The following is a 24,982-nucleotide window of genomic DNA, read 5'->3' as shown; positions in this document are numbered from 1 at the left end:
AGCCCCGCCGCGGCGCGCCCCCTCAGCGCAGCCCCACGTCAACGGCGGGGCGGCTCTCCGAACAGCTCCACGGCGTGGCGTACCTCCGACAGGCTCCGGGCCAGTGCGCTCACCGAGCCGATGGCGCCCGCGATCAGCAGCAAGGAGCGGCGTAACCGGGGCACTTCGGGGGTGCCGTGGGTCACCATCGCGGCGAGCGCGGCGAGTTCGTCCTCGGCGATCGCCCGGTCCGGGAACTCGGCTGGATACGTGGCGAGTTCGCGGCGCAGCCGGGACACCGCGGTCCGCAGTTCCGCCACCCTCGGTTCCTCGTAGCTGCCGGTCACTGCCCTCTGCCCCAAGCTCCGCAACACAGCTCTCCCCCCGCGCGCTCCGCCGAGCGCGCTTGCGCGCTCACCCGCCCCGCGGCCCCGCGGTACCGGCCGGGCACCGAAGGACGCGCGGGTCAGTAAACGCCACCCGACGCGGCGTGCGCCACCGCGCGGACCGAAATTCAGCCCCCACGCAAGCGCGCGGCCGACGCCGCGTCAGGTATGCAGGACGCATGACGCCAAAGGAAGACGGGGCCGTCGGCCAGGTGGCCGGCCTGCTCCTCGCGGCGGGCGGGGGCCGCCGGCTCGGCGGACGCCCCAAGGCACTGCTCGAACACCGGGGGCGGCCGCTCGTCGAACACGCGGTGGAAGCGCTGCGCACGGCGGGCTGCGCCCGGGTGCACGTGGTGCTCGGGGCCGCCGCCGGGACCGTACGGGAGCGGGCGCGGCTGGAGGGGTGCGTGCTCGTGACGAACCCGGAGTGGGAGCAGGGCATGGGTACGTCCCTGCGGGCCGGGCTCGGCTCGTTCGCCGGGACGGGGGCGCGTGCCGCGCTGGTCCTTCTCGTGGATCAGCCCGGCATCGGGGCGCAGGCCGTGGCCCGGGTACTGGCCGCCCACGAGGACGAGTCCTCGCTCGTCTGCGCCGCCTATGACGGCGTACGCGGCCATCCGGTCCTGTTCGGGGCCGCCCACTGGGCGGGCATCGCGGCGACTGCCACCGGCGACCGGGGGGCACGCGCCTATCTGAAGGAGCACGAGAAGGCGATCACGCTCGTCGAGTGCGCGGACGTGGCCCGCCCCTTCGACATCGACACCCCCGAGGATCTCGCGCACCTTGAGTGAGGGGGCTGGCACCGAGCGCCACCTTGCCTCGACGCGGAGAATCTCGACATCAACAAATCATTGAAGTTCCACGATGAGGAAACTAGTATCCACTGCTCAGAAGGTCCCGGCCCGTCCGGGCCCCCGCTCGCCGTACCCGGTTTCGACTGGCACCCGGTGCCACCGCTGAAGGAAGTGACCGCTCATGTCCGCACCAGCGCCGTCCCCGCTGGCCATCGTCGACGCCGAGCCCCTGCCGCGGCAGGAGGAGGTCCTCACCGAGGCGGCGCTCGCCTTCGTGGCCGAACTGCACCGGCGGTTCACCCCACGCCGTGACGAGCTCCTCGCCCGGCGCGCGGAGCGCCGCGCCGAGATCGCCCGCACCTCCACCCTGGACTTCCTCCCGGAGACCGCCGCGATCCGCGCGGACGACTCCTGGCGGGTGGCCCCCTCCCCCGCGGCCCTGGACGACCGCCGGGTCGAGATCACCGGCCCGACCGACCGCAAGATGACCATCAACGCGCTCAACTCGGGCGCCCGGGTCTGGCTCGCCGACTTCGAGGACGCCTCGGCGCCGACCTGGGAGAACGTCGTCCTGGGTCAGCTCAACCTGGCCGACGCCTACACCCGCAGGATCGACTTCACGGACCCGGGGACGGGCAAGTCCTACGCCCTGAAGGACGAGGGCGAGCTCGCCACCGTCGTCATGCGGCCGCGCGGCTGGCACCTGAACGAGCGTCACCTCGTCGACGCGGACGGACGTCAGGTCCCCGGCGCCCTCGTCGACTTCGGTCTCTACTTCTTCCACAACGCCCAGCGCCTGCTCGACCTCGGCAAGGGCCCGTACTTCTACCTCCCGAAGACGGAGTCGCACCTGGAGGCCCGCCTCTGGAACGAGGTGTTCGTCTTCGCGCAGGATCACATCGGCATCCCGCAGGGCACCGTGCGCGCCACCGTGCTCATCGAGACGATCACGGCCGCGTACGAGATGGACGAGATCCTGTACGAACTGCGCGACCACGCCTCCGGGTTGAACGCCGGCCGCTGGGACTACCTGTTCTCCATCGTCAAGAACTTCCGTGACGGCGGCGCCAGGTTCGTCCTCCCGGACCGCAACGCGGTCACGATGACCGCCCCCTTCATGCGGGCGTACACCGAACTCCTCGTCCGCACCTGCCACAAGCGCGGCGCGCACGCCATCGGCGGCATGGCGGCCTTCATCCCGTCCCGCCGCGACGAGGAGGTCAACAAGGTCGCCTTCGAGAAGGTCAAGGCGGACAAGGACCGCGAGGCGAACGACGGTTTCGACGGATCGTGGGTGGCCCACCCGGACCTGGTGCCGATCGCCATGGCCTCCTTCGACGCCGTGCTCGGCGACCGGCCGAACCAGAAGCACCGGCTGCGCGAGGACGTCGACGTCAAGGCGGCCGACCTGATCGCCGTCGACTCGCTCGAGGCCCGGCCGACGTACCCGGGACTGGTCAACGCCGTGCAGGTCGGCATCCGTTACATCGAGGCCTGGCTGCGCGGCCTGGGCGCGGTCGCCATCTTCAACCTGATGGAGGACGCGGCCACCGCCGAGATCTCCCGCTCGCAGATCTGGCAGTGGATCAACGCGGGGGTGGAGTTCGAGCGGGAGGGCGGCACGGTGAAGGCCACGCCCGAGCTGGCCCGCGAGGTCGCCGCCGCCGAACTGGCCGCGATCCGCGCGGAGATCGGCGAGGAGGCCTTCGCGGCCGGCCACTGGCAGCAGGCGCACGACCTGCTGCTGACGGTCTCCCTCGACGAGGACTACGCGGACTTCCTCACCCTGCCGGCGTACGAGCAGCTCGAGGGCTGAACCCCGCACGAGCCGGAACGCTCACCTGTCCGAGTGGCCCAGCGACTTCCCCGGGGCCACTCGGTCGCGGACGAGCTTCTTCACCGCGGTCGGCTCCGGGAAGCCCTGTTCGCGGCGGTCCCAGACCACCTCGTCGTCGACCCGGACGACGAAGACCCCGCCCGTGCCCGGCTTCAGGGCGAGCTCCGTCAGCTCGGCCTCGAAGGTCGTGAGCAGCTCCTGCGCCAGCCAGGCCGCGCGCGGCAGCCAGCGGCACTGGGTGCAGTACTCGATCTCGACCCGCCCGCCCACGTCACTCGCGTCGTTCATCCGAGATGCACCGACCAATCCTGTTCAGCGGCCGGCTTGCCGTGCAGGTCGGGGACCCGCTTCAGCCAGTCGGGCCGTCCTTGCCGGGTCCTCGCCGCGCGCCGGGCCTCGTCGGCGGCGAGCTCCTCCGGGGCGGGGAAGTCGGTGGGCAGCCAGGCCGCGGAGGCCGCCGCGCGCGCGTGGAGGTAACCCACGTACGCCTCCCGGACCGCGTCCGGGGTCGCGAACCCCGCTTCGCCGGTCAGCCAGGTGTCCGGCACCTCCGCCACGATCCGGCGCAGCAGCTCCTCGGTCACCCTGGGCGCCAGTTCGGCGTCGGCCGCCCGGGTGTCCGGGGCGCAGCGGCCGAGGGCGTGGTGGCGGAAGTCGTAGCGCTTCTCGGGGTCGGCGCCGTCCCAGCGGTGGTGGAAGACGAGGGCGGCGCCGTGGTCGATGAGCCAGAGCCGGGGCGGGACGGTGCCGAACGTGGGCCAGACCATCAGGTTGGAGCTGTGGACCGTACGGTCGACGTTCACGGTCAGGGCGTCCAGCCAGACGATCCTTCCGGCCTCCAGCGGCTCCACCGGGAAGGCCTCGGCGACCTCCGGCGTGAAGTCCTCCGCACCCGGCAGGAAGTCCATCCCGAGGTTGAGCCCCGCGCTCGCGGCATGCAGCTCCCTCACCTCCTGGTGCGGTTCGTCCCGCGCGATCGCCGGGTCGAAGTGGACCAGGACCAGCTCGGGGAAGCGCAGCCCGAGCGCACGCGCCAGCTCGCCGACGATCACCTCGGCGACGAGCGCCTTGCGGCCCTGCGCGGAGCCCGTGAACTTCACGACGTAGGTGCCGAGGTCGTCGGCCTCGACGACGGCGGGCACGGAGCCGCCCGCCCGCAGCGGAGCGAGGTAGCGGGTCGCTGTGACCTCGGTCAGCATGACGTACTCCCTCTGGTCTGAAGAAGCATGGTAACCAGGCGCGACGGCCGACGAGCGTGCCCGGCCCGGCGTGCGGAAGCGGCCCGTGGGCCGCGGTGGCCGCGGGGCTTCCTCAGCACGCGTCCCGGCGGGCGCGCGGGTCCGCCGCGGCCCTGAGCCGCTCCAGGGCCTGCTCCGGACCGGTCACGACCGGGACGCCCGCCGGGACCGGCGGTCTGCGGACCACGACCACGGGCAGTCCCGCCGCACGGGCGGCGGCCAGTTTCGGGGCGGTGGCCGCTCCCCCGCTGTCCTTCGTCACGACGACGTCGATCCGGTGACGGCGCAGCAGTTCGCGCTCCCCGGCAAGTGTGAAGGGCCCGCGGTCGAGCAGCACCTCCATACGGGGCGGGGCCGGTGTCCCGGGCGCGTCCACGGACCGTACGAGGAACCACAGGTCGTCCAGACCGGCGAAGGCGGCCAGCCCCAGGCGTCCGGTGGTGAGGAACACCCGCCGGCCGAGCGAGGGCAGCAGTGCGGCGGCCTCCGTCAGACAACCGGCCTCGTGCCAGTGGTCGCCCGCCGTCGGGACCCAGCCCGGACGGCGCAGCGCCAGCAGCGGGACAGCGGCCTCGGCCGCGGCCGTCGCCGCGTTGCGGCTGATGGTGGCCGCGAAGGGGTGGGTGGCGTCCACGAGCGCGTCGACCGTGTGCTCGACCAGCCACGCGGCCAGCCCCCCGGCCCCGCCGAAGCCGCCCACGCGTACCTCGCCCGGCGGCAGCCGGGGAGTGGTCACCCGACCGGCCAGGGAGGTCGTCACGCGGAGCCCGGGCAGGGCGTCGGCCGCCAGGAGTTCGGCGAGGCGACGGGCCTCGGCGGTGCCGCCCAGGATCAGTACGTGCACGAGTCCGGCCCCTTCCCGGGGGTGAGGCCCGAGCTGCGCGGCCGGGGCGGCGGTTTCGGCGCCCACTGAAGCACACCGACCCCGGCCCGGCCTCTTCGGCGTCGTGTCCGGCGGGGTGCGGCGGGCCCGGCAGGGCATCGACTCCCTCCGCATCACTTAGAGTAGCCTTGCCTAAGTTGACGGGTTTCGGAGGGTGGCTGGTGAGATCGGGGAACCCTTCGGGGCGGGACGTCCTGACGCGCTCGGTCAGGGGGCAGGCGCGGCGCGTCGGCCTCGGTGCGGCGCTCGGGTGTGTGCACCAACTGGGAGAAGCCCTGGTACCGGTGCTCATCGGTGTCGTCATCGACGAGGCCGTGGCCGGACAGGACGCCCGGCGGCTCGCCCTGTGGCTGGCCGTCCTGGCCGTGATGTACGTGGCGCTGTCGTGGAGTTTCCGGGTGGGCGCGCGGGCCGGTGAGCGCGGCGCCGAAGAGGCCGCGCACACCCTTCGCCTGGCGATCGTGCGCCGCGTGCTCGACGCCCGCGGGGGCGCCGAGGAGGGACGGCTGCCCGGCGAGCTGGCCAATGTCGCCACCGAGGACGCCAAGCGCGTCGGCGCGGTCAACATGGCGCTGATGAGGGGGACATGGGCGGTCGCGGGCATCACCGTCAGTGCCGTGTGGCTGCTGCTGACGTCCGTGCCGCTCGGGCTGATCGTGCTGGTGGGCACGCCGGTGCTGCTGTGGCTGGGGCATCTGCTGAGCAAGCCGCTGGAACGCCGCAGCGAGGCCGAGCAGGACCGGGCCGCCCACGCCTCGGGCGTGGCCGCCGACCTGGTGGCCGGGCTCCGGGTGCTGAAGGGGCTGGGTGCTCAGCAGGCGGCCGTCGAGCGGTACCGCCGCACCAGCCGCGCCTCCCTCGCGGCCACTCTGCGCGCGGCGCGTGCCGAGTCCTGGCAGACCGGACTCGTGCTCGCCCTGACGGGTGGGTTCATCGCGCTGATAGCGCTGGTCGGCGGGCGCCTGGCGCTCGACGGCCGGCTCACGCTCGGGCAGTTGGTGTCCGCGGTGGGTCTCGCCCTGTTCCTGCTGGGACCGTTGGAGACGTTCGCCTGGGTCAACGCCGAACTGGCCCAGGGCCGGGCCTCGGCCGCCCGGGTCGCGGAGGTCCTCGCGGCGCGACCCGCGGTGGTCGGCGGCCGGTCCCCGGTGCCGGACCCGGTGCGCGGTGAACTGCGGCTGCGCGGGGTGCCGCTCGGCGGGCCGGACGGTGTCGACCTGCATGTACCGGCCGGGCGGCTGACCGGGATCGCCGTGACGGATCCGGCCTCGGCCGAGGCCCTGTTGCGCTGCCTGGGCCGCGAGAGCGACCCGGAGTCGGGTTCGGTCGAGCTGGACGGGGTGCCGTTGACCCGGCTCGATCCGGCGGGGCTGCGGGCGGCGGTGCTGGTGGCCGCCCATGACGCCGTGCTGTTCGACGGCTCGCTGGCCGCGAACGTGACGCCGCAGGCGGAGTCGCCGAGCGGCCCGGCGGCCGGGGAGCCGGACGGAGCGGCGGATCCGCGGACGGAACGCGCCATGGCCGCCGCCCACGCCGACGAGGTGGCCCGATCCCTGCCGCGCGGCGCCGCCACCGGTGTCGGCGAGGGGGGCCGGTCCCTGTCCGGCGGTCAGCGCCAGCGCGTCCTGCTGGCGCGCGCCCTGCGCGCCGGGCCGCCCGTCCTGGTCGTGCACGATCCGACGACGGCCGTGGACGCGGTGACCGAGGCACGCATCGCCGAGGGCCTGCGGGAGATCCGGCGCGGCCGCACCACGGTCGTGGTGACCAACAGCCCGGCGCTGCTCGCCGTCGCCGACCGGGTGGTCCTCCTCGACGGCGGCCGGATCGGCGCCGAGGGCACCCACGCCGAACTCGTCCGGGCCCACGAGACCTACCGGACGGCGGTGCTGGCGTGACCACGGAAACCGAGCGCACGGAACCCGGGCCGACGGAACGCGGGCAGAGGGAGGCCGAGCGGACGGAACCCGGAGGGTCCCGGCCCGGACGGCCCCTGCCCGAAGCCGACCGGGCCCTGCTGCCCACGGCGAGTGCCGCTCGCACCCGGGCCGCGGTGCGCGAGCTGCTGCGCCCGCACCGGGGGCTGGCCGGGGCCGGGTTCGGGCTGATGGTGCTCGCCACCTCCGTCGGGCTGCTCACCCAGCCGCTGCTCGGTCACCTCGTCGACGTCGTCACCGAGCGGCGCTCCCCCGACGCGCTCACCCTGCCCGTCCTCGCGCTGGCCGGGGTCGCCGTGGTGCAGGGCGTCACGACCGCGCTCGGCATGTCGCTGGTGTCCCGGCTCGGCGAGACGGTGCTCGCCCGGCTGCGCGAGCTGTTCGTGGAGCGTGCGCTCGCCCTGCCGCTGGAGCGGCTGGAGAAGGCGGGCTCCGGCGACCTCAACTCCCGGGTCACCCGGGACGTGTCCCGGGTCGCCGACGCGGTGCGCGGCGCCCTGCCCGAACTGGCGCGCTCCGCGCTGTCGATCGTGCTCACCCTGGGCGCCCTGGCCCTGCTGGACTGGCGGTTCCTGCCGGCCGCGCTCGTCGCCCTGCCCGTACAGGCGCACACCGCGCGGTGGTACGTACGCAACGCCGTGCCCCTGTACGCCAGGGAGCGCATCGCCACCGGGGCTCAGCAGCAGCAGTTGCTGGACACCATCGGCGGGGCCCGGACGGTGCGGGCGTACCGGCTCCAGGAAGGCCACACCCGGCGGGTCACCGACCGCTCACGGGCGTCGGTGGAACTGACGATGCGCGGGGTGCAACTGGTGCTGCGCTTCTACAGCCGGCTGCACGTCGCCGAGTACGCGGGGCTCAGCGCCGTCCTGGTCACCGGGTTCCTGCTGGTCCGCTCCGGCTCCGCCTCGGTCGGTACCGCCACGGCCGCCGCGCTGTACTTCCACAGCCTGTTCGGACCGGTGAACACCGCGCTCGTGCTGCTCGACGACGCCCAGTCGGCGACCGCGGGACTGGCCCGGCTGGTCGGGGTGGTGGACGAACCGGCGCCGGCGTCCGCCGGACACGCGGACGACCGTTCGACCGCCGCCGGCGCCCCGTCCGTGACGCTGACCGCCGTCTCCCACGCCTACGTTCCCGGCCGCCCGGTGCTGCACGGCGTCGACCTGGAGATCCGGCCCAAGGAACGCGTCGCGCTGGTCGGCACCACCGGGGCGGGCAAGACGACGCTCGCGAAGCTGGTGGCGGGGCTGCACCGGCCGGAGGGCGGCCGCATCGACGTCGGCGGCGTCGCACCGGACGAGTCCGGCCGTCTGGTGGGGCTCGTCACGCAGGAGGTGCACGTCTTCGCCGGGCCGCTCGCCGACGACCTGCGGCTGGCCCGTCCGCGGGCGAACGACGAGGAGTTGCGGGAGGCGCTGGCCACCGTGGGCGCCCTCGACTGGGCCGAGGCGCTGCCGGACGGCCTGGAGACGATCGTCGGCGACGGCGGGCACCGGCTCACCGCCGACCGGGCCCAGCAACTCGCGCTGGCCCGACTGCTGCTGGCCGACCCGCCGGTCGTGGTCCTCGACGAGGCGACCGCGGAGGCGGGCAGCTCGGGCGCCCGCCTGCTCGACGAGGCCGCCGAGCAGGCCCTGCGGGGCCGCACCGCGCTGGTCGTGGCCCACCGGCTCAGCCAGGCCGCCACCGCCGACCGGGTGGTCGTCCTCAGCGACGGCCGCGTCGTGGAGAGCGGCACGCACGACGAACTGCTCACCGCCGACGGCGCGTACGCCGCCCTGTGGCACGCCTGGTCCGGCAGCCGCTCCTCCGCCCCGGACGGCCCCTGACGAGAACCCGCCCGCCCCCACCCCGGCACCGGCCGCCCCCGCCGGACGCACCGCGACGAACAGAAGGATCATCCGATGCCCCGCGCCCTCAGAGCCTGACGGCTGTCCGGCCTGCTCGCCTCCGTCGTCCTGCTCGCCGTCGCGGCGATCGGCTGCGGCGGCCCCGACTCCGGTTCCCGACTCCCGTTCCTCGTCCTCCGGCGCGAAGGGGTCGCACGCGTCGTCCGCCGAGGGCGCCTTCCCCGTGACCCCCGACCACAAGTTCGGCAGTACGACGATCACGTCCGAGCCCGTGCGGATCGTCACCGTCGGTCTCACCGGCCAGGACGCCGTGCTCGCGCCGGGCAAGGTGCCGGTCGGCACGACCGAGTGGCTCGGCGGATACAAGGGCGCCGCCGGCCCATGGGCCGAGGACGAGCTGGGCGGCGCGGCGGCGCCGACCGTCCTCACCGGCACCGGCTTGCCCTACCTGTCGCTCACACTCGCGTCCCCTCCTCGGCCTCACCCGATCAGGGGATTGGGCAGCGGCAGATAGCGGGCGTCGGCGCCGTCCGCTCCCGTCCACCGCAGCAGCAGGTTCGTCTTGCCGGGCAGGGTGGGCGCGGTCAGCAGGGCGGCGGCCTCGGGAAGACCGTGGCGGGCCAGTTCGCGGCGTACGGCGGGCCACGGGTCGAGGCCGGGGTGACGTTCGGCGAGCGCCGCCGCGACCTCCCACAGATGGTTGACGACCAGGCAGTACACCAGTCGCTCCCAGCCGGCCGCCCGCTCCACCTCCGGCAGCAGTTTCACGCCCTCCGCGTCCCGGAACAGGGCCTGCACGGGGGTGCCGTCGGCGTCCACGGCGACGAGCGTGTTCTGCAGATGGGCCTCGAGGACGACGCCGTGGTCGGCGAAGGCCGACAGCACCGGGGGGACGACGACGGCCAGATAGGCCTCCCACCAGGCCGCCGGGTCCGCCGCGGCGTCCGGGGGGCTGCCGTCGAAGCCCTCCACGAGTCCCGCGGCGAGCAGCGGGGTCGCGCCGGGCGGCAGCGCGTCCTCCAGCCCGTCGCGGACCAGGACCGCGAGCGCTTCGAAGGCGAACCCGGCGGTGCGGTACCCGCGGTCGCTCAGCCAGACCGCCGGGGCCGGGCGGCGCGCCGCCCGGCCTTCGCCGACGGCCGCCGCAAGACCACCGTCCGCCACGAGAGCGCCCGCCGGGGCGCCGTCCGCCGTGAAGGCCCGGACCGCCGCCTCGTCGGTGCGGCGCAGTTTCAGCAGGTCGTGCCGCCACAGCCGGCGGATGTCGTTGGTGATGCGGACGTCGAGGCTGAACTTCAGGCACAGGTCCCGCCCGGGTGCGTAGACCGTCCGCACGGCGGCCGTCGGCCAGACCTCGAAGCCGGTCGTGCCGAGCCGGACGAGGCGGCCGTCGGCGAAGGCCGGGGCGAGTTCCCGTCCGGCCAGCTCGAGCTGCCAGGGGTGTGCGGGCAGCAGCCGGTAGCCGGTCGGGGCCGTACCGAGGGCGTCCAGCGCGGAGGTGTCGCCCTCCTCGACGACCGCGTCCTCGCGCAGGCCCAGCAGGACCAGCGGAAAGCGGGCGTGCGCCTCGGGGGCGTAGGGCAGCCAGCCGGCGGTCGGGCCGCCGCCGCGGGCCTTGGGGGCGGGGTGGTGGGGGTGGCCGGTGAGGAGCGACTGCTCGGAGCGCAGATAGCGGCCGGGCGGCGGGGTGGCACGCGCGCGCGCGGTGAGCATGGCGGCGACCGCGTCCCTGCTGTCGGTCATCTCGTCCGGCAGTTCGTGGTTGGCGATCCCGGTGTGCCCCCGCAGCACCCCGGCGACCAGTTCGACCAGCGCTGCGTGGCCGAGGCGGTGCCAGGCGCCCGCCGTGTACACCTCGGGCTCGGCGGGCCGCCGGTCGCCGCGCACGCGCAGCAGCCGGCCGCCGCCGGGCGACCCGTCGCCGGGCAGCCGGTACACGAACCGGCCGTCGCCGCAGGGCGGGCCGGGCAGCGGTTCGGCGACCTCCCGCAGCAGACAGTTGAGCAGCGGCGCCGCCGCGTAGGCGTCGGCGCGCTCGGCGACGCCGTCGGCGGACGCAACGGCCTCTGCGGCCTCTGCGGCCTCTGCGGGCGGGGGGCTGAGGTCCACGCGATCCACTGGTTCCCTGGTTCCCTACGGTTCTTCCGGGCGGAGACGATCATTATCGCGTCGTCACAGCCCCTCCGCGACGTCGTACCCGCACCCTCAGGAGCCCACCCGTGCACCGTCCCTCCACCGCCGAGGCCGAGCTGGCCGCGGAACTGGCCGTCGTTCGCCCCTCTCTCGGCCCGCGGTACACGGCCGCGCTGCCCGGGGCGAGGGCGGCCGTGCTGACCCGGCTGTGGCGGGCGCTCGTCCACGAGCCCCTGCCGTGGATCGCGCACCGCGGGGGGTCCGGCGGGGAGAGCCTGCTGCGGCTGCGCGACGGCCGCCGCCTGCACGGCCCGCGCGCGGATCCGTACGCGACCGCCGCCTATGTGACGGACGTACGGCTGGACGGCGTGGCGTACGAAGATCCCTCGCGGCTGATGACGGACCTCTCCGTGCCGCACGGCGTCGGCTTCGCCGCCGAACTCGGGCACAGCGTCGCGTCGTTGGCGCTGTCACGGGCCGGGCAGAGGCCCGATCCGGCCTCCTCGCAGGATCCGGGCGAGTGGCCCGTGCACGACTGGGAGTGGGAGCAGCGGGTGGTCGACGGCCATCCGTACCATCCCAGCTGCCGTTCGCGGCCCGGTTTCTCGGCGGCCGAGCAGCTGGCGTACGGGCCCGAGCACCGGCCCTCGGTGCGGCTGGGGCTGCTGCCGGTGCCGAGCGACGAGTGCCTGGTGTCGGGTGAGTGGCCGCGGGAGCTGCGGGACGGGACACGGCTGTTCCTCCCCGTGCATCCGTGGCAGGCGGCGCACGTGCTCAAGCTCTCCTGCGACCAGGGGATCGCCGCGCATCCGCTGATGTCGCTGCGCACCCTCGCACTCCCCGGCGGTCCGCACGTCAAGACCGCGCTGAGCACCCGGCTGACGTCCTCCGTCCGGGACATCTCGGTCGGCTCCGTCGCCGCGTCCGCGGCCCTCTCCGCGTTCGCGGAGACCCTGACTCCGCACACCGACGGCCTGCTGCACATGACCCGCACCCTGGGCGCGGCCACCGCGCACTCCCCCGACCTGGCCGCCGTGTTCCGGGAGTCGCCGCGCGTGTTCGGGGCGCCGGGCGAGCACGTCGTCCCCGTCGCCGCCCTCGCAGGAACGGAACTGGCGCACTCCGCGGCCTGGTTGGCGCAGTTCGCGCGTCTCGCCCTCACCGTGGGGCTGCGGCTGCTTGAGCTGGGCGTGGCGTTGGAGGCCCACGGCCAGAACCTGCTGGTGGTGCTGTCGGCTTCGGGCGCTCCGCTGCGGCTGGTCTACCGGGACCTGGCCGACATCCGGGTCAGCCCGGCCCGGCTGTCCCGGCACTCCATCGCGCTGCCGGACGAACTGCCCGAACGGATCCGCACGGACGACGTCAACGCGTTGCGGCGCAAGCTGTTCGGCTCGCTGGTCGCGGGCGCGCTGGCCGGGACGGCGGGCAGCCGCCCGATCCTGCGGGCGGCCCTGGAGACGGCCGTACGGGATCTGCCGCGCTCGCCGGACCTCGTGGCGTTGTGCGAGGAACCGCTTCCCGTGAAGGCGCTGACGCTGATGCGACTGTCGGCGGAGGCGTCCGGGGACCAGTGGTCCCGGTTGCCCAACCCGTTGACGGGGGACGCCTCTTGACCGGGCGCGAGCGCCGGCCGGGGGCGAAGTCCGACCCGGATGCCGAAACCGGTTCCGCCGCCGTTTTGTGGCCGGGCGCCTCTGATCAATAGGATCCGCCGATGATCAGAACACAACGGCTGGCGGCGGGCGTCTGCGCCCTGCTCGCCGCGCTCACGGCCGGGATCGCTTTCCCGGCCGGGGCGGTCGCCGACGAGACCACCGCCACCGCGCCCAAGGTCGACCTGGTCCTCGACGTCAGCGGTTCCATGCGGACGAAGGACATGGACGGCGGGACGCGGATGGCCGCGGCCAAGCAGGCGTTCAACGAGGTGCTGGACGCGACCCCGGAGAACGTTCTCCTGGGCATCCGCACCCTGGGCGCCAACTACCCCGGCGACGACCAGAAAACGGGCTGCAAGGACACCGCGCAGCTCTACCCGGTCGGCCCGCTGGACCGGACCGAGGCCAAGACCGCGGTGGCGACCCTGTCACCGACCGGCTGGACGCCGATCGGCCCCGCTCTGCTGAAGGCGGCCGACGACCTCGACGGCGGCACCGGCTCCAAGCGGATCGTGCTGATCAGCGACGGCGAGGACACCTGCGCTCCGCTCGACCCGTGCGAGGTGGCCCGTGAGATCGCGGCCAAGGGCATCGGTCTGACGATCGACACGCTCGGCCTGGTGCCCAACGTCAAGATGCGGCAGCAGCTCAGCTGCATCGCCGAGGCGACCGGCGGCACCTACACCTCGGTGGAGCACACCGACGAACTCACCGACCGGGTCAACCAGTTGGTCGACCGGGCCGCCGACCCCGTGGTGACGCCGGTCGCCACCGAGGGCGCGGCCTCCTGCTCCGCGGCCCCGGCCCTGAAGTCCGGGCTGTACACCGACCGCGAGGAGTTCGGCCAGGAGCGCTGGTACAAGGTCGACGTCGAGCCGGGCCAGGAGCTGCGCGCCTCGGTGAGCGTGTCGGCGGACCGGACCATGAACCCCGACTACGGCGTGCTGCTGCGCGCGGTCACGGTGCACGGCCGGGAGATCGTGCGCGGCGAGGCGGCCGGCAACGGCCGTACCGACGTCATCTCGACCGGTCTGCGCTACCCGAAGGCCGAGAGCGACGAGGACGAGGCGCCCGCCGAGACGGTGTGCGTGCAGGTGACCAACTCGTACTCGGCGGCCGCGGGCGTGAAGACCACGCCGGGCATGCCGCTGGAGCTGACCGTGGACGTGGTCGACGGTCCGTCGCAGGCGAGCGACGTGGCCTCCTTCGGCCTCGGGCGCGGCTGGTGGCTGCTGGGTGTCCTGGTGCTGTTCGGCTTCCTCGCGGGTGTGCTGTGGGGCTGGGTGTCCCGCTGGCGGGTCGCGGTCTGGAGGACCAACTGATGCGTATCTCACGTGTGTTGACCGGCGCCCTGCTGGCGCTGGGACCGGTGCTGGGACTGGCGCTCGGACCGGCGGCCGCACCGGCCGCGGCCGACTCCACCCCGTCGGCGAGCCCGTCCGACGACGGCTCCGCACCGACGGAGGCGGGCACGTCCTTCCGTACGGCGACGGAGATCGACCAGGGGCAGACGGCGACGGCGAGCGGATCGGCGGGCGACTACCTCTACTGGTCGTTCCCGGCGGACTCCGGGCAGCGCCCCACCGTCAGGGCGACGGTGAAGCTGCCCGAAAGCCACACCACGCAGACCTGGCAGGTCGACGTGTACGACGGTCTGCGGCGCCGCCAGGCCTGCCAGTACGGCGCCCAGACGCGCACCGCCGCACAGGGCACCGCCTCGGTCGAGCTGGCCTGTGTGCTGCGCACGGTCCGCGCCTGGTCGGAGCCGTGGGCGGACGACCCGCTGCCGGGCACGTACTACGTCCGGTTGACGGCCCTCGACCTGAAGGCGGCCGACCTGGGCCTGCCGGTGAGCACGGAACTGAGGGTGGACTCCAAGGACATCGGGGGCGCCGCGGCCGTCGACGGTTCGCTGGCGAAGCCGCTGGTGCCGGGGATCGCGGTCACGTCCCGGGCGGAGGAGGACGACGACTCGTCGGCCACGGCCGTGCTGTCGAGCATCGAGCCGGACGACGGCTGGGCGTCCGGCTGGTGGTCCGACCGCTGGGTGTGGACCGCGATCGGCGCGATGCTGGCCGCCCTCGCCGGGATCGGCGGATACACGCTGACCCGGGGGTCGGGACGACCACGCCACGTGCCGCCGGGCGCCTGACCGGCACTTGACGGACCGTCGGACGGCCTGCCGCGACCTCGCGGCAGGCCGTCCGCCGTCCCCACCGCGCCACCACCCTGCCGCCAACGCCGCTTTTCGGCCCTGCCGCCCTGCCGCCCTGCCCGCCTTGCCGATCGGCCGTTGCCCTCCCGCCCTGTGACCTGACCGCTCAGCCGTCCTGCCGCGTGCGACCTTGCCGCTCAGCCCTCCTGCCGCTCAGCCGCCCCGCCGTCCTTGCCGCCCTCGCAGACCCTCCCCCGCGTCTCCCCCGCATCCTCCCCGCGCCGTCCTCACGCCTCCCGCAACGCCTTGGCGAGGGTGCCGTCGCCGCCGACCTCGATCCGGCCGGTCCGTACCGCGTCGCGCACACCCAACTCGCCCTGGGCGACCGCCGTGCAGGTGTCCGTGTCGAGGACGAGGAGTGCGTCGGGCTCCCCCGGCGCGGGACCGTCGCCGTACACCGGCCCGGTCTGCGCGCCGACCTCCAGGTGGAACACCCCTTCGTCGAGCCGGACCTCGACGAGCCCCGTACCCGCGGCCCCCTCGTCGCCGAGCCCGCGCAGCAGCGGCAGCGCGAACCAGTGGGCGCGGAGGGCGTCGGTGGGCCGCCGCGCACCGAGCTCACCCTCACCCCACTTGCCGAGTGCCTGCAGGACGGGCAGCAACTCCCTGCCACGTCCGGTGAGTTCGTACACGTAGGCCGCGCCCGGCGGGGGCAGCCGACGCCGGGTGGTCAGTCCGTCCCGCTCCATGTCCTTGAGCCGCGAGGCGAGCACGTCGGTGCTCACACCCGGCAGATCGGCGTGCAGGTCCGTGTAACGGCGCGGGCCGGCGAGCAGCTCCCGGACGATCAGCAAGGTCCAGCGGTCACCGACGGCGTCGAGCGCGCGGGCGGCGGAACAGTACTGGTCGTAGCTTCGGCGAGGTGACATGGCACGCAGTCTAGACATGTCGTTGGACTTTCCAAGCTGGAACTTGGTAAAACCAAGCAACACACAAACCGGAGGGGCGAGCGCGCATGGAGTTCCGGCAGTCGAACAAGCTGAGCGAGGTCTGTTACGAGATCCGCGGCCCGGTGATCGAGCACGCCGACGCGCTGGAGGCGGCGGGCCACAGCGTGCTGCGCCTGAACACCGGCAATCCCGCGGCCTTCGGCTTCGAGGCGCCGGAGGAGATCCTCCAGGACATGATCCGGATGCTTCCCCGGGCGCACGGCTACACGGACTCGCGGGGCGTCCTCTCCGCCCGCCGTGCCGTGGCCCAGCGCTACCAGGAGCGGGGCCTGGAGGTCGGCGTCGACGACGTCTTCCTCGGCAACGGTGTGTCGGAGCTGGTCTCCATGGCCGTACAGGCGCTGATCGAGGACGGCGACGAGATCCTGATCCCGGCCCCCGACTTCCCGCTCTGGACGGCGGTGACCACGCTCGCCGGCGGCAAGGCGGTCCACTACCTCTGCGACGAGCAGGCCGAGTGGTACCCGGACCTGGACGACATGGCGTCCAAGATCACCGACCGCACCAAGGCCGTCGTCATCATCAACCCCAACAACCCCACCGGCGCGGTCTACCCGAAGGAGATCATCGAGGGGATCCTCGACCTGGCCCGCCGGCACGGCCTGATGGTCTTCGCCGACGAGATCTACGACCAGATCCTCTACGACGGCGCCGTCCACCACTCGGCCGCCGCGCTCGGGCCGGACCTGGTGGTCCTGACCTTCTGCGGTCTGTCCAAGACGTACCGGGTGGCGGGTTTCCGCTCGGGCTGGCTGGTGGTGACCGGCCCCAAGCAGCACGCCAGGGACTACCTGGAGGGCCTCACGATGCTGGCCTCCATGCGCCTGTGCGCCAACGCGCCCGCCCAGTACGCCATCCAGGCGGCGCTCGGCGGACGCCAGTCCATCCACGAGCTGACGGCGCCGGGCGGCAGGCTCTACGACCAGCGGGAGACGGCCTGGGAGAAGCTCAACGAGATCCCGGGCGTGTCCTGTGTGAAGCCCAAGGGCGCGCTCTACGCGTTCCCGCGCATCGACCCCAAGGTGCACCCGATCCACGACGACGAGAAGTTCGTCCTGGACCTCCTGCTGAGGGAGAAGATCCAGGTCGTCCAGGGCACCGGATTCAACTGGCCGACCCCCGACCACTTCCGCATCCTGACCCTGCCGCACGCGGACGACCTGGAGGCGGCGATCGGCCGGATCGGGCGGTTCCTCAGCGGGTACCGGCAGTAGGGCGGCGGGGCGGTCGCTTCGTCGACCCGCCGAAGCGTCGGAGCGTCGCCCCGCCGGTCCCTCGGCCCGTCGGTTCGTCGGCCCGCCGGAGCGTTTCCTCGGCACGCCGCCGTCCGCTGACGTGCGCACGCCCAGGTCCTGTGTCACGGTGCACACAGGGGCGGCAGGAAGGGGCACGCGCGCGTGGGCGACCTGTTTCTCGTCCGGCACGGGGAGACCGCATGGTCACGCTCGGGCCGGCACACCGGATGGACGGACGTCCCGCTCACCGAGCACGGCCGGGACGAGGCACGACAACTGGTGCCGCTGATCCGCTCGCACCGGCTCGCGGCCGTGTTCGTCAGCCCGGCACAGCGGGCGCGGGAGACGGCGGAACTGATCGGACTGCACGAGGCCCGGGTCGACGCCGAGCTGCGGGAGTGGGACTACGGCGGCTACGAGGGCGTCACGACGGCCGAGATCCAGCGGACGCGACCGGGTTGGTTCCTGTTCACGGACGGTGTCGCACCCGGCCCGCCGGACCGTCCCGGTGAGACGCCCGAGCAGGTCGGCGAACGGGCCGACCGGGTCCTCGCCCGGGTCGACGCGGCCCACGCCGGCGGCGAGGAAGGCGTGCTGCTGGTGGCGCACGGACACTTCCTGCGGGTGCTGACCGCTCGCCGGCTCGGCCTGCCCGCGTCGGCCGGAGCACTGTTCCGGCTGGCGACGGGGACGCTGTGCCGACTGGGCACGGAGCACGGGCGGCCGGTGATCGCCGCCTGGAATGTCAGACCCGGGCCGTAGCCTTCGACGAGGCCCCACCGGGGGCGCTGTTCGAGGGGAGCACGCCGTGCCACGACCGCCGACCGCCGCCCAGCGGCGGGTGATCGACGCCGCCGACCCGGTCACCGGGCGGCTGCGGGGCACAGAGGCCCAGCTGGCCGCGCTGGTGCGGCACGGGCTCGCCTTCCGGCACCCCCGCCCGCCGCACGACCACTTCCTGACCCCGGCGGGCCATCGGACACGGGAGGAGACCCCGGCCGAGGCCGCGTCCACCGCCCCGGAAGCCGCTTCGCGGCTCGCCCCCGAACCGCCCGCGCCGGACACCGGCGTCTTCGCCGCGCGTGTCGGCGGCGAGGAGGACACCGGGCCCGCCACCGCCGCCTCCCGGGCCCGCGAGGTGCACAGCGCCTGGCAGGGCCTGCTCGAGCTGCGCCGGATGACCAACCGGGACGGGGACACCGACCGGCCGTGCGCCTGGGAGCGCACCCACCTCGTGCGGGCCGCCGCACTGGCCCTGGAGGCGGCCGGCCACGCTCCCGCCGGGCCGCGGGGCACGGACGGCTACCGGGTGCGGGCGACCCCGCAGCCGGAGGCGGTCGCCGTGCACGCCCCGGACGACGCGACACTGGTGGCCTGCGCGGCGACCCTGGAGAAGGCGGGCTGGCAGGTCGGCGAGCACACCGATCCCCGCACGAGAACGCGCTATCTGCTGGCTTCCCCACGCCGGGCGTGAGGGCATGCCAGGATCGACGGGCAGAGCACCGACATCGAGGAAGCGAGAAGAGGACACCGTGAGCGAGCCGTTCTCCGTCCGGGTCACCGTGCGCGGATACGAGACCGACGTGCAGGGGCACCTCAACCAGAGCGTGTACATCAACTACGCGGAGCACGCTCGTTGGTCGCTCCTGCAGGCCGCGGGCGTCACCCAGGCCGGTCTGCTCGCCAAGGGGGTGGGCCCGGTCGCCCTGGAGACGACCATCCGCTACCTGCGCGAACTGGTCGCGGGCGACGAGGTCGACGTGACCTGTGTCTTCGAGTGGGGCGGCGGCAAGACCTTCCGCATCCGGCAGACCATCCGCAAGACGGACGGCACGGTGTCCGCCGAACTCACCGCCGTCGGCGGGCTGCTGGACCTCAAGGAACGCCGGATGGTGGCCGACCCGGCCGACCGATTCAAGGAACTGGCCGCGGATCCCGGCCTGTTCGGGCTGTAGGTCACACCGGTTCGGTCTCCCGCTCGCTGTCGTAGGCCGCCCGCGCCTCGGCGACATAGACCCTGTTGCGCTCGGCCCAGTTCGTCAGGCGTTGCAGGGTCTCGTGCAACTCCTCGGCCACCGGCGTCAGTTCGTACTCGACCTTGGGCGGCACCGTCGGATGCACCGTGCGGGTGACGAGCCCGTCGCGCTCCAGATTGCGCAGGGTGAGCGTCAGCATGCGGCGGCTGATGCCGTCGATGCTGCGCTCCAGTTCCGTGAAGCGGATGGGGCCGTGCGCCGCCGCGACCAGGATCTGCACGCTCCACTTCCCCGAGACCCTGTCAAGAACTTCTCGCACCGGGCAGGCGTGCGCGTTCACCACCTGCGAGGTAACACCGGTGTTCCCCTGGGACATCGAAGTGCCTCCTTATGCCGTTCTCCATGGTTATCCACGATGGTCCCCGTTACAAGTCGTGCACCAAGGGTTCCCTGGAGAATGTGGAGGCCACACCGCCATGACGGCCATCGCCGAGTCCCCGACACCGAGACACACATCGAGATCGACGTCTACATCGACATCGAGCCGAACGTACTCCCGCTGGGCGTCCCTCGTCGTCCTGTGCGCGGGAACCCTGATGACGATCCTGGACGGCAACATCGTCACCGTGGCGATGCCCGCCATCCAGAACGACCTCGGGTTCAGCGGCCCCGGTCTGGCTTGGGTCGTCAACGCCTACCTCATCCCCTTCGGCGGCCTGCTCCTGCTGGTCGGCCGGCTCGGCGACCTGGTGGGACGCAAGCGGATGTTCACGGCCGGCCTCGCGCTGTTCACCGCGGCGTCCGTGCTGTGCGGGGTCGCCGGCAGCCAGGCGACGCTCATCGCGGCGCGTGCCCTCCAGGGCGTCGGCGGCGCGATGACCTCGGCGGTGGTCCTGGGCATGCTCGTGACGCTCTTCCCCGAGCCGCGCGAACAGGCCCGTGCCATCGCGGTGTTCAGCGCGGTCGGCGCGGCGGGCGGAGCGCTGGGCACGTTCCTGGGCGGCGCGCTCACCCAACTCGTCAACTGGCACTGGATCTTCCTCATCAACCTGCCGATCGGCATCGTCGCCTGGCTCGCGGCCGTCCGCGTCCTCGCACCGGAGAAGGGTGCCGGGCTCGGCAAGGGCGCCGACTATCCGGGCGCGGCCCTGGTCACGAGTGCGCTCATGCTGACCGTGTACGTGATCGTCGGGGCAGGCGACCGCGACGGCACCGCCACCGCGCTCCTGGCCCTGCTCGCCGCGGCCCTGTTCTCAGGATTCGTCCTGCGCCAGGCGCGGGCCGCCCGCCCGCTGCTGCGCCTGCGGCTGTTCGGCTCCCGGCTGCTCAGCGGGGCGAACGCCGTCCAGGTGCTGATGATCGCGACGATGTTCGGCTTCCAGTTCATCGGCGCGCTGTACCTGCAACGCGTCCTCGGATACAGCGAGTTGGCGACAGGCACGGCGTTCCTGCCCGCGCCGGTCGCGATCGGCCTGCTGATGCTGCTCCTGTCCGCGCGGACCATCGGACGCTTCGGTCCCTATCGTGTCCTGCTGGCCGGTCTGGTGCTGATCACCGCCGGAATGGCGCTGCTGAGCCGCGCCCCTGCCGACGGCTCCTACGCCGCCGACTTCCTCCCGCCCATGTTGCTCATGGCCGCCGGTTTCGCCGCCGCGATGCCCGCGCTGACCGGTCTGGCCATGTCGGGGGCCCGCGAGGAGGACGGCGGCGTGGCCTCCGGCCTCTTCAACACCACACAGGTGGTGGGCGGTTCGCTCGGCCTCGCGGTCCTGTCGACCCTGGCCGCGAGCCACACGGACGGCCTGGTCGGCGGCGGCGCCGAGCTGCTGCCGGCCACGGCGGAGGGCTACCGGCTGGCGTTCCGGGTGGCGTCGCTGTTCGCGCTGACGGCACTGGCGCTCGCCGCGGTCGTCCTCCGGACGCGGCGACCGGAGGACGACGAGGGCTGAGAGGGCGGGGGCCGAAGACGTCCGGGGCGGACAGCGGCGGGGGCCGAGGACGACCTGGACCCCGCGAGGCGGAGGCCGGCCCGGCGAGGGGCCAGGGGTGGGCGGAGGCGAGGGGTGGGCGGGTGGCGGGGCTCGGAGCCGCGCCACCCGCCCACCCCGTTTCCTCATGCGGTCCCGAAAGCCTCCCGGTGGTCGTGCGCCCATTGCCGGTACGTGCGCGCCGGACGCCCCAGCAGCTCCGGCACGTCCTCGGTGACGACGGCGTTCCCGCCTCGGCGGACGTACGCGGAACCCCTGGCGACCCCTTCCGCGACGGCCTCGCCCTGCCCCCAGCCGAGGAGGTGCTCCCGCACCTCGTCCGGGGTGAGGTCGTGTGTCGTCACCGGCCGGCCGAGGACATCCGCCAGAACGGCCGCCTGGCCGGGCACGCTGATGGTCTCGGGGCCGGTCAGCGTGTACGTACGCCCCGCCCACCGCTCGTCGAGGAGGGTCACGGCCGCCGCCTCGGCCACGTCGCGCGGGTCGACGACGCCCTGGGGTCCGTCGCCGCTCAGGTTCGGCACCGGCTCGCCCGCGCCGATCGCCGCCGCCCAGCCGAGGGTGTTGGAGGCGAAGGAGGACGGCCGAAGCACCACCCACTGCGCCCCGCTCTCCCGGACGGCCCGCTCGCCGTCGACATGCCATCGCCCTGCCGGACCCACCTCGGGATCACCGGTGCCGATCGCGGACAGCTTGACCAGCCGGCCCACGCCCGCGGCCCGAGCCGCCGCCACCAGGGCGCCGTCGTGCTGCACGGACGGTCCGGGCAGGCCCACCAGGAAGGCCGCCGTCACGGCGGACATCGCCCTCTCCAGGGAGGACGGGTCGAGGTAGTCCCCACGTGCCACCTCGACCTCCGCAGGCACCGCGGCCCGTGCCGGGTCCCGGGTCAGGGCGCGCACCTTCTCACCGCGCGCCGCGAGGTGTCGTACGAGTCGGCTGCCGATGGTGCCCGTGGCACCGGTCACGAGAATCATGCCGACCACGCTGCCGTCCGGTCCCGCCGCGTCTCTAGGAGATTCCGGCACGCTTCGGCCGCCCGGAGGATCCCTCGACGCGCTTACCGTGGAGGGCGTGACGAACAGCCCCGCGGGCGCGGCGGATCCGCCGCACCCGTCCGAACAGGTCCTGCCCGTCCCCGCCGCGCTGCGCCGCTGGATCACCGGCATCGGGACGGTCGCGGTCGGCCGCCCCCTCGACGACGCCTTCGCGCACGTGCCGGACACGGCCACGAAGGTGGTCCTCCGTGAGGAGGCGAACGGGCGGCGCGACACCTTGGTCGTCGGCCCGCGCACCCGTGCCTCGTACCACACGGACCCGGACGAGCGGGCGGTGTCATGCGTGCAACTGCGCTTGCAACCAGGCGCGGTCGGCCCGCTGTTCGGGGTGGCGGCGGTGGACCTCGTCGGCCGGGTGATCCCGCTCGGCGACCTGCCGGCCGGGACGGCTCGGCGACTGGCCCGCGAGTTGGCCCGGGTCGAACGGGACGCGGTCACGGCGCGTCTGGCGGAGCTGCTCCCACCCGCCGGGGACGGCTCGCGCGAACGGCTGCTGCGGGCCGCCGTCGAAGCCCTGTCGACCCGCCGTCACCGCACCCCCGCCCCGGTGCGGGACGTGGCCCGTGAACTCGCGGTGAGCGAACGCCAGTTGCGCAACCTGTTCGCCGACGGCGTGGGCGTCTCCCCCAAGCACTACGCCCGCATCGACCGGGTGCGCCACGTCCTCACCCACGCGGCCTCCGCGCCCTGGGCCGAACTCGCCGCCGCCACCGGCTATTACGACCAGTCGCACATGACGGCCGACTTCCGCACCCTGATGGGTGTCCCGCCGGGGGCCTTCTTCACCGGGCGGCTGCCCCGGGCCACACCCTGCCGGGCGCCCCGGCAGGGCTGAATGCGCAGGCGGAGCCCCGTGCGGACCTGCGCTGCTCCGGTTCCATGTCCGTACGACGCGTGAGACCGGCGTCGCACGACTGGACGTTCCTGCACTGGTACCTGATCCGCTTCACCGGGAAGAGCCCCTTCGGGCACTCCGGCTGCCTCGACATGAAGACGCTGTACGCCACCAAGGCGGGGTTGCCGCTGCGGGCGGTGGCGAAGCGCACGATGCCGGCGGAACCTGCTGCCGTGGCGCCCTCACACGCGTCACGCGCTGGACGACGCCGTCGAGCAGGCCGAGTTGCTCGCGAACCTCATGGCGTGGCCGGGGCCCGGGTCGCCCCGGTGAGTTCCTCCCCCGCCTCCATCGGGTGGGTCACGTCCGCCGCGTTGCGCCCCTGGCCGACGTGGTTGAAGACCAGGTTGAGCAGGACGGCGGCCAGGCAGCCCGTGGAGATGCCCGAGTCCAGGACGATCTTCGCCGTCTCCGGGAAGGCGTGGTAGAACTCCGGCTCGGTGATCGGGATGATGCCGACGGCCAGGGACACGGCGACGATCAGGACGTTGTTGTCCTTCTCCAGGCCGGCCCGGACCAGGGTCTGGATGCCGCTGGCGGCGACCGACCCGAACAGGACGACGCCGGCGCCCCCGAGGACCGGGCGGGGTACGACGGCGATGAGCGAGGCGGCCATCGGGCACAGACCCATCAGGACGAGGAAGCCGCCCCCGGTGGCGACGACATAGCGGCTGCGGATCCTCGTCATCGCGACCAGCCCGATGTTCTGGGCGAAGGCGCTGCACATGAAACCGTTGAAGACGGGGCTGAGCGCCGAGCCCAGGGTGTCGGCGCGCAGCCCGGCAGCGATGGTCCGCTCGTCCGCCGGACGTTCGACGATCTCGCCCAACGCCAGCATGTCCGCGGTGGATTCGGTCATCGACACCACCATCACCACGCACATCGACAGGATCGCCGCGAGCTGGAACTGCGGGGCGCCGAAGTGGAAGGGGGCGGGGAAGCCGATGACGTCCGCGGCGGCCACCGGGCCGAAGTCCGTGACGCCGAAGGGGATCGCGACGAGCGTGCCGACGACCAGGCCGAGCAGAACGGCGATCTGCTTGACGAAGCCGCGGGTGAAGCGGCGCAGGAGCAGCACGATCAGGAGGGTGGCGGCCGCGAGGCCGAGGTTCGTCGTCGAGCCGTAGTCGTGCGCCGCGGGGTCCGGGCCCTGCGCCCAGCCGAAGGCGACGGGAAGCAGGGAGACGCCGATCAGCGTGATGACCGTCCCCGTGACGACCGGCGGGAAGAAGCGGACCGCCTTGCAGAAGACGGGCGCGGCCAGAAAGCCCAGCAGACCGGCGACGATCACCGCGCCGAAGATGACGGGCAGGGCGTCCCGCTTGTCGTCGGTGGAGGCCACGATCGCCGTCATGGGGGCGACCCCGGCGAAGGTGACACCGTTGACGAAGGGAAGGCGGGCCCCGATCTTCCAGACGCCCAGTGTCTGCAGCAAGGTGGCGAGGCCGGCCGTGAACAGACAGGCGCCGGTGAGGAACGTGAGTTCGGAGCCGGTGAGGCCTACGGCCGCGCCGACGATCAGAGGCGGGGCGACGACCCCCGCGTACATGGCGGCCACGTGCTGGAGGCCGCTCGTCGTCATTCTCAGGGCGGGGAGTTTCTCGTCGACGGGGTGGTCGACTGCTTGCGAGGACACGGCGGCTCTCCTCCGGTCGGGTACACGTCGGCTCTGACGCGGGTGTCAGGGAGGTGGTGCGGCGGCGCTGGAAGCACCTGGGAACTGGCGGTTCCCGAAAACCGGCGGCACCGGAGAACGCGAGGTGCCGGGCGGTGACGGAAGACGCGAGATACCGGGTGGTACCGAGGAACGCCAGGTACCGGGTGGCACCGGGAACGGCAGGCCACGGAACGGGAGGTATCCGCGGACGGGAGGGGTACCTGCGGGAGGGGACGGTGGGGAACCGTTCCGGGGCACGCGCGTTCACGCGCGCCCCGGCCACGGCTGCCGGTCGAGGGCCGTCCCCCTCGACCGG

22 protein-coding genes and 1 pseudogene are annotated in these 24,982 nt (G+C 73.6%); 14 read left to right on the top strand and 9 right to left on the bottom strand.

From position 1 onward, the window contains the following. Positions 1–38: 38 nt before the first annotated feature. A complete protein-coding gene (locus tag QF030_RS32280; RefSeq protein ID WP_307166098.1) occupies positions 39–353 on the bottom strand; it encodes a DUF5955 family protein in 315 nt (104 codons plus the stop codon). Positions 354–544: 191 nt separating this feature from the next. On the opposite strand from QF030_RS32280, the gene QF030_RS32275 reads away from it, so the two are divergent. Together QF030_RS32275 and aceB are read left to right on the top strand one after the other, a co-directional pair. Next, the gene (locus QF030_RS32275; protein WP_307166097.1) at positions 545–1,156 is read left to right on the top strand and encodes a nucleotidyltransferase family protein; all 612 of its coding nucleotides are present in this window, start codon (positions 545–547) and stop codon (positions 1,154–1,156) included. A gap of 184 nt (positions 1,157–1,340) precedes the next feature. Further along, entirely contained in the window at positions 1,341–2,975 is a 1,635-nt protein-coding gene (aceB, locus tag QF030_RS32270) for a malate synthase A (RefSeq protein WP_307166096.1), read from the top strand. Between the two features lie 21 nt (positions 2,976–2,996). Here aceB and QF030_RS32265 read toward each other — a convergent pair whose 3' ends face one another. The 3 genes from QF030_RS32265 to QF030_RS32255 form a co-directional block, all read right to left on the bottom strand. Next, positions 2,997–3,284, bottom strand: coding sequence for a SelT/SelW/SelH family protein (locus QF030_RS32265; protein ID WP_307166095.1), 288 nt, complete (start codon positions 3,282–3,284; stop codon positions 2,997–2,999). Further along, positions 3,281–4,195, bottom strand: coding sequence for a HipA family kinase (locus tag QF030_RS32260; protein ID WP_307166094.1), 915 nt, complete (start codon positions 4,193–4,195; stop codon positions 3,281–3,283). Before QF030_RS32260 ends, QF030_RS32265 begins: the two co-directional genes overlap by 4 nt. Before the next feature lie 112 nt (positions 4,196–4,307). Continuing rightward, on the bottom strand, positions 4,308–5,078 hold the full coding sequence (locus QF030_RS32255; RefSeq protein WP_307166093.1) for a cobalt-precorrin-6A reductase: 771 nt from the start codon (positions 5,076–5,078) through the stop codon (positions 4,308–4,310). Positions 5,079–5,278: 200 nt separating this feature from the next. On the opposite strand from QF030_RS32255, the gene QF030_RS32250 reads away from it, so the two are divergent. The 3 genes and pseudogenes from QF030_RS32250 to QF030_RS32240 all read left to right on the top strand — a co-directional run. Continuing rightward, positions 5,279–7,012: an ABC transporter ATP-binding protein gene (locus QF030_RS32250; RefSeq protein WP_307166092.1), complete on the top strand. Its 1,734-nt coding sequence runs from the start codon at positions 5,279–5,281 to the stop codon at positions 7,010–7,012. Further along, positions 7,009–8,883, top strand: a complete 1,875-nt coding sequence (locus QF030_RS32245; RefSeq protein ID WP_373428837.1) for an ABC transporter ATP-binding protein — start codon at positions 7,009–7,011, stop codon at positions 8,881–8,883. The genes QF030_RS32250 and QF030_RS32245 overlap by 4 nt, the downstream gene beginning before the upstream one ends. Before the next feature lie 102 nt (positions 8,884–8,985). Further along, a pseudogene (locus tag QF030_RS32240) lies at positions 8,986–9,343 on the top strand (iron-siderophore ABC transporter substrate-binding protein); the annotation flags it as partial. A gap of 41 nt (positions 9,344–9,384) precedes the next feature. Here QF030_RS32240 and QF030_RS32235 read toward each other — a convergent pair. Beyond that, positions 9,385–11,022, bottom strand: a complete 1,638-nt coding sequence (locus tag QF030_RS32235; protein ID WP_373428836.1) for an IucA/IucC family protein — start codon at positions 11,020–11,022, stop codon at positions 9,385–9,387. A gap of 101 nt (positions 11,023–11,123) precedes the next feature. On the opposite strand from QF030_RS32235, the gene QF030_RS32230 reads away from it, so the two are divergent. From QF030_RS32230 to QF030_RS32220, 3 genes are all read left to right on the top strand, one after another. Next, positions 11,124–12,650 carry an IucA/IucC family protein gene (locus tag QF030_RS32230; protein ID WP_307166090.1) on the top strand — a complete coding sequence of 509 codons (1,527 nt, stop codon included), beginning with the start codon at positions 11,124–11,126 and terminating at the stop codon, positions 12,648–12,650. A 101-nt stretch (positions 12,651–12,751) separates the two neighbouring features. Then, positions 12,752–14,014 (top strand): VWA domain-containing protein, encoded by a 1,263-nt coding sequence (locus QF030_RS32225; protein ID WP_307166089.1) that lies wholly within the window; start codon positions 12,752–12,754, stop codon positions 14,012–14,014. Then, positions 14,014–14,844 carry a hypothetical protein gene (locus QF030_RS32220; protein WP_307166088.1) on the top strand — a complete coding sequence of 277 codons (831 nt, stop codon included), beginning with the start codon at positions 14,014–14,016 and terminating at the stop codon, positions 14,842–14,844. The genes QF030_RS32225 and QF030_RS32220 overlap by 1 nt, the downstream gene beginning before the upstream one ends. Before the next feature lie 290 nt (positions 14,845–15,134). Here the strand turns inward: QF030_RS32220 and QF030_RS32215 are convergent, their stop codons facing one another. Further along, a complete protein-coding gene (locus QF030_RS32215; protein WP_307166087.1) occupies positions 15,135–15,776 on the bottom strand; it encodes a winged helix-turn-helix transcriptional regulator in 642 nt (213 codons plus the stop codon). A gap of 86 nt (positions 15,777–15,862) precedes the next feature. Here QF030_RS32215 and QF030_RS32210 point away from each other — a divergent pair, with 86 nt between their 5' ends. From QF030_RS32210 to QF030_RS32195, 4 genes are all read left to right on the top strand, one after another. After that, positions 15,863–17,071 (top strand): pyridoxal phosphate-dependent aminotransferase, encoded by a 1,209-nt coding sequence (locus tag QF030_RS32210; protein ID WP_307166086.1) that lies wholly within the window; start codon positions 15,863–15,865, stop codon positions 17,069–17,071. Positions 17,072–17,254: 183 nt separating this feature from the next. After that, positions 17,255–17,854: a histidine phosphatase family protein gene (locus QF030_RS32205; RefSeq protein ID WP_307166085.1), complete on the top strand. Its 600-nt coding sequence runs from the start codon at positions 17,255–17,257 to the stop codon at positions 17,852–17,854. Between the two features lie 46 nt (positions 17,855–17,900). Further along, entirely contained in the window at positions 17,901–18,566 is a 666-nt protein-coding gene (locus QF030_RS32200) for a hypothetical protein (RefSeq protein ID WP_307166084.1), read from the top strand. A 58-nt stretch (positions 18,567–18,624) separates the two neighbouring features. After that, on the top strand, positions 18,625–19,047 hold the full coding sequence (locus QF030_RS32195) for an acyl-CoA thioesterase (RefSeq protein WP_307166083.1): 423 nt from the start codon (positions 18,625–18,627) through the stop codon (positions 19,045–19,047). 1 nt (position 19,048) lies between these two features. On the opposite strand, the gene QF030_RS32190 is transcribed toward QF030_RS32195, so the two are convergent. After that, positions 19,049–19,444 (bottom strand): winged helix-turn-helix transcriptional regulator, encoded by a 396-nt coding sequence (locus QF030_RS32190; RefSeq protein WP_307166082.1) that lies wholly within the window; start codon positions 19,442–19,444, stop codon positions 19,049–19,051. 220 nt (positions 19,445–19,664) lie between these two features. On the opposite strand from QF030_RS32190, the gene QF030_RS32185 reads away from it, so the two are divergent. Next, on the top strand, positions 19,665–21,017 hold the full coding sequence (locus tag QF030_RS32185) for an MFS transporter (RefSeq protein ID WP_307166081.1): 1,353 nt from the start codon (positions 19,665–19,667) through the stop codon (positions 21,015–21,017). A 164-nt stretch (positions 21,018–21,181) separates the two neighbouring features. On the opposite strand, the gene QF030_RS32180 is transcribed toward QF030_RS32185, so the two are convergent. After that, positions 21,182–22,033 carry an NAD(P)H-binding protein gene (locus tag QF030_RS32180; protein WP_373428835.1) on the bottom strand — a complete coding sequence of 284 codons (852 nt, stop codon included), beginning with the start codon at positions 22,031–22,033 and terminating at the stop codon, positions 21,182–21,184. 97 nt (positions 22,034–22,130) lie between these two features. Here QF030_RS32180 and QF030_RS32175 point away from each other — a divergent pair, with 97 nt between their 5' ends. After that, entirely contained in the window at positions 22,131–22,949 is an 819-nt protein-coding gene (locus QF030_RS32175) for a helix-turn-helix domain-containing protein (protein WP_307166079.1), read from the top strand. A gap of 298 nt (positions 22,950–23,247) precedes the next feature. Here the strand turns inward: QF030_RS32175 and QF030_RS32170 are convergent, their stop codons facing one another. Next, complete coding sequence (locus tag QF030_RS32170) at positions 23,248–24,591, bottom strand: nucleobase:cation symporter-2 family protein (RefSeq protein WP_307167759.1); 1,344 nt, start codon at positions 24,589–24,591, stop codon at positions 23,248–23,250. Between the last annotated feature and the right edge of the window lie 391 nt (positions 24,592–24,982).

Source organism: Streptomyces rishiriensis (genome assembly GCF_030815485.1).
In the GTDB taxonomy this organism is placed as follows: domain Bacteria; phylum Actinomycetota; class Actinomycetes; order Streptomycetales; family Streptomycetaceae; genus Streptomyces; species Streptomyces rishiriensis_A.
This window is presented reverse-complemented; position numbering and strand designations above follow the sequence as displayed.

Excerpts from the sequence above, each read along its gene's own strand:
- QF030_RS32220 (WP_307166088.1), top strand. The coding sequence starts at position 14,014 with ATGCGTATCTCACGTGTGTTGACCGGCGCCCTGCTGGCGCTGGGACCG.
- QF030_RS32180 (WP_373428835.1), bottom strand. The coding sequence starts at position 22,033 with ATGATTCTCGTGACCGGTGCCACGGGCACCATCGGCAGCCGACTCGTA.
- aceB (WP_307166096.1), top strand. The coding sequence starts at position 1,341 with ATGTCCGCACCAGCGCCGTCCCCGCTGGCCATCGTCGACGCCGAGCCC.
- QF030_RS32275 (WP_307166097.1), top strand. The coding sequence starts at position 545 with ATGACGCCAAAGGAAGACGGGGCCGTCGGCCAGGTGGCCGGCCTGCTC.
- QF030_RS32260 (WP_307166094.1), bottom strand. The coding sequence starts at position 4,195 with ATGCTGACCGAGGTCACAGCGACCCGCTACCTCGCTCCGCTGCGGGCG.
- QF030_RS32185 (WP_307166081.1), top strand. The coding sequence starts at position 19,665 with ATGACGATCCTGGACGGCAACATCGTCACCGTGGCGATGCCCGCCATC.
- QF030_RS32190 (WP_307166082.1), bottom strand. The coding sequence starts at position 19,444 with ATGTCCCAGGGGAACACCGGTGTTACCTCGCAGGTGGTGAACGCGCAC.
- QF030_RS32225 (WP_307166089.1), top strand. The coding sequence starts at position 12,752 with ATGATCAGAACACAACGGCTGGCGGCGGGCGTCTGCGCCCTGCTCGCC.
- QF030_RS32265 (WP_307166095.1), bottom strand. The coding sequence starts at position 3,284 with ATGAACGACGCGAGTGACGTGGGCGGGCGGGTCGAGATCGAGTACTGC.
- QF030_RS32170 (WP_307167759.1), bottom strand. The coding sequence starts at position 24,591 with ATGACGACGAGCGGCCTCCAGCACGTGGCCGCCATGTACGCGGGGGTC.
- QF030_RS32210 (WP_307166086.1), top strand. The coding sequence starts at position 15,863 with ATGGAGTTCCGGCAGTCGAACAAGCTGAGCGAGGTCTGTTACGAGATC.
- QF030_RS32215 (WP_307166087.1), bottom strand. The coding sequence starts at position 15,776 with ATGTCACCTCGCCGAAGCTACGACCAGTACTGTTCCGCCGCCCGCGCG.